This is a genomic window from Methyloceanibacter sp. (assembly GCF_051306395.1).
Classification (GTDB): Bacteria; Pseudomonadota; Alphaproteobacteria; order Rhizobiales; family Methyloligellaceae; genus Methyloceanibacter.
Window position 1 is genome coordinate 1 of sequence record NZ_JBPPND010000135.1, and the last position, 3,352, is coordinate 3,352.

General features: G+C 61.2%; 4 protein-coding genes. 2 read left to right on the top strand and 2 right to left on the bottom strand.

The features are described from left to right. Positions 1-1,101 (bottom strand): alanine dehydrogenase (ald, locus tag ACSLE4_RS07030; RefSeq protein WP_435903765.1); only part of this gene is annotated, 1,101 nt, incomplete at its 3' end. A gap of 135 nt (positions 1,102-1,236) precedes the next feature. Between ald and ACSLE4_RS07035 the strand changes: the two genes are divergently transcribed. Then, positions 1,237-1,725 (top strand): Lrp/AsnC family transcriptional regulator, encoded by a 489-nt coding sequence (locus tag ACSLE4_RS07035; RefSeq protein ID WP_435903766.1) that lies wholly within the window; start codon positions 1,237-1,239, stop codon positions 1,723-1,725. A 55-nt stretch (positions 1,726-1,780) separates the two neighbouring features. Next, positions 1,781-2,098 carry a hypothetical protein gene (locus ACSLE4_RS07040; protein WP_435903767.1) on the top strand — a complete coding sequence of 106 codons (318 nt, stop codon included), beginning with the start codon at positions 1,781-1,783 and terminating at the stop codon, positions 2,096-2,098. Between the two features lie 261 nt (positions 2,099-2,359). Here ACSLE4_RS07040 and ACSLE4_RS07045 read toward each other — a convergent pair. Then, a partial coding sequence (locus ACSLE4_RS07045) for a DUF1624 domain-containing protein (protein WP_435903768.1) occupies positions 2,360-3,352 on the bottom strand: 993 nt, incomplete at its 5' end.

Consider the following 3,352-nt stretch of genomic DNA (forward strand, 5'->3'; position numbering starts at 1 on the left):
CGCGCTCCGCCGGGGGCGCCCGAAGCCGAGCGAGGCGGCGACGGCTTCGTGTGCGATCTCGCCATTGCGGACATTGAGCCCCGCGGCAAGATGCGGATCATAGTCGAGCGCCGCCAATCCTTTGTCGGCGAGCTTCATGACGAAGGGCAGCGTCGCATTGTTGAGTGCCTGAGCGGACGTTGTCGGGACCGCACCGGGCATGTTGGCCACGCAGTAATGAATGATGCCGTCGACTTCGAAGGTCGGATTGGCATGGGTGGTGGGCCTGGAGGTCTCGAAACAGCCGCCCTGGTCGATGGAGACATCGACGAGCACGGCGCCGCGCTTCATGCGGCAGAGCATGTCCCTGCGGACCAGCTTCGGTGCGCTCGCGCCGGCGACCAAGACGGCTCCGACCACCACATCGGCGCCGAGCACTTCCGTTTCCACGGTGTCCAAGGTCGAGGCGAGCGTGCGCACGCGCCCCTCGAACAATTCGTCGAGCTGCCGCAGGCGCGGCAGGGACCGGTCGATGATCGACACGTCGGCGCCAAGGCCGACGGCCATGCGGGCCGCGTGCGTGCCGACGACACCGCCGCCGAGCACCGTGATCTTGGCTGGACGCACCCCGGGGACGCCGCCCATGAGGACGCCCCGGCCACCCGTAGGGCGGCGAAGTGCGATCGCGGCGGCTTCGATGGCCAGACGGCCGGCGACCTCGCTCATCGGGGCGAGGAGCGGAAGGCCTCCGGCGGCATCCGTGACGGTCTCATAGGCGATGGCCGTGGCGCCTGACTGCATGAGCCCACGGGCCTGCTCCGGATCCGGGGCGAGGTGCAGATAGGTGAAGAGGATCTGGTGCGGCTTCAGCCGGCTGTACTCGACCGCCTGCGGCTCCTTGACCTTGACGATCATGTCGGCCGCGGCAAACACGTCTTCGGCCGTCGGCACGATCCGTGCGCCGGCCTTCTCGTAGGCCGCGTCGTCGGCGAAGATTCCGGCGCCTGCGCCGGCTTGCACCACGACCTCGTGACCACGCGCCGTCAGCTCACGAACCGAGCCAGGCACGAGGCCAACTCGAAACTCGTCACTCTTGATCTCCGTGGGCACGCCGATGCGCATAATCCACTCCATAGGGATGCGGTTGTTCGCTGCGAAAGACTCGCATTTTATCCGCGCCGGTACTCAGCGATTTCTCAGTCCAGCCTGCCAATTTGTGCTATAAACACGCGCAAAGAGCCGTTGGAACGCAGATAAATGAAAGAAATCGAGCTAGATGCGCTGGATCGCGCGATCCTCGGCGCTCTGCTGGAGGATGGGCGGCAAAGCCAGGTCGACCTCGCCGAGCGTATCCCGCTGTCCGCCACCGCGATCGCCCGGCGCATCCGCGCGCTCGAAGAAAGACACGTCATCGAGGGCTACCAGGCGCGGCTCAGCCGCCAGGCGCTCGGTCTCGGCATGACCGTGGTCGTGCAGATCAGCCTCAAGAGCCAGAACGAGGAATTGCTCAAGGCTTTCGAGGAGGCCATCACGCTGGCGCCGTCGGTCGTCTCCTGTCACTTGATGTCGGGCGAGGACGATTATTTCGTCACGGTGCTGGCCCGCGACCTCGCCGATTTCGAGCGCATTCACAAAGAGGAACTGTCGCGGCTCCCGGGCGTGGCCCGGCTGAAGTCGAGCTTTGCCCTACGGGAGGTCGCCAACCGTCTTCTGCCGGCCTCCTGCCTGCTGCCGGCGCGAAAGTGACGCTGGCGGGACCGGCCAAACCCCTGCAGTCTGCGCTTCTGCAACGCCACGGCTTGTGACACACTCCGACACCACACTTGCCAATCCGCAGGTGCGGCGGACCGTCTTCGATCACAACCTGGTGGTGATTGCTATGTCGCGCACCGCACAAGGGATGACGCCAAGGCGGCTCAGCCGACTTCACCTATGTCTGGACCGCGGAAGGCGAAGCTTCGTCAACGAAGACCGCATCGCCCACAATCTCGTGTTACTTGGCGGCCAAATCGTCGCAAAGGGCCCGTTCTCGTTCGCGAGCCTCCCTTTCAAATGGGATATGGCGATAGGCAGCTTGGTGATCGCGCAAGCGCCAGAGGTTGGCTACGTAGTCGCGTAAATAAAATAAATAGAAACGCGCAATTCCATGTCGATCCATCTGCTCTAAGTGAACCAACTCATGCCGGACCAATGCCGGTGTGATTTCCGACTCAGCGTCCTTGAGGAGAATCGTTCGTGCGACGACCATTCCGCAGTAACGTCGCACAAAAGGTAACTTGAAAATCCAATGTTGGTATCGGATGCGAGGAGTCTGCCGCAATCGCATTAGCAATCCTGTCCAATTAGCTCGTTCTGCACAAAACCTCGGATCTCCGGTTGATCACATATAACTCCACCACCACCCTCTGCCGTTCTTTTTCAGCTCGGCGAACCACTTACACATTGAATAGAGCAGGACGAGAACCAGAAGCCAGACGAGATAAACGCCACCGAGGCTCAGGCTGATTTCAGGCGCTCGTGTTAGGTCGCCGGTCATGGCAAAGTCAGTGGCGACCGCGAGCAAATGAATCACGTAAATGTGGACGACATAGTAGAAGAACGGAACCTGTCCGAACACGGCAAGGATGCGCGTAAAAATACCGTGCGCATGTTCGAAGGCTGCGAGAAGTATCAACGCCGGGCCTAACGTCATCATCATATAAAGTAGAGATGGGGGATATTTCTCGCAGTTGAGGAAGGAAAGCACGGTCGCAAGCCATGTGTCCTGCGTCACCCATGGAGCGGGGTCGCCATAAAGATTCGTAGCGCGGAGGATTACGAAGCCAAGGGTGATAGCCGCCCCGAGGCTAAATAGGACGCGCTGCCTTGCCTGCGCTTCCAGCTGCATCACCGGGCCAAGGAGATAGCCAGCGGCCATCACACCGATCCAAGGGATCAGCGGATAGAGAACGTAGAGCTGCGCTCCATCACCGAGATATATGAGACCCGGCTCATGCAGGAGGTGCCAAGCCCATGCAGCGCCGCCGAGTTCGTCGGCTCGGATGTTGTCGACCAGATTATGCCCAAAGAGCATGGTAACGGTCACAACCGCAATGACCCAGCGCGGCAGCCAAACCAGTGCCGCCAGCGCGATCATCGAAGCGCCGATGGCGAAGATGATACCGCCGGTCATCCGGAACAGGTCGAATTCTAATCTCCAGCCGAACTTGATCAGGGTGAAATCGATCAAGATCAGCCACAGGCCGCGGATAAGAAGAAAGCGACTGAGACTTTCGGTGTCCGTCCCGCGGCCGTATAGGAACGCAGAGAGCCCTGCGAGAAGAATGAAGGTAGGGGCGCATATGTGCGTCACCCAGCGCGTGAGAAACAGCGC

Coding starts and splice junctions, on each gene's coding strand:
- ACSLE4_RS07035 (WP_435903766.1), top strand. CDS start 1,237: ATGAAAGAAATCGAGCTAGATGCGCTGGATCGCGCGATCCTCGGCGCT.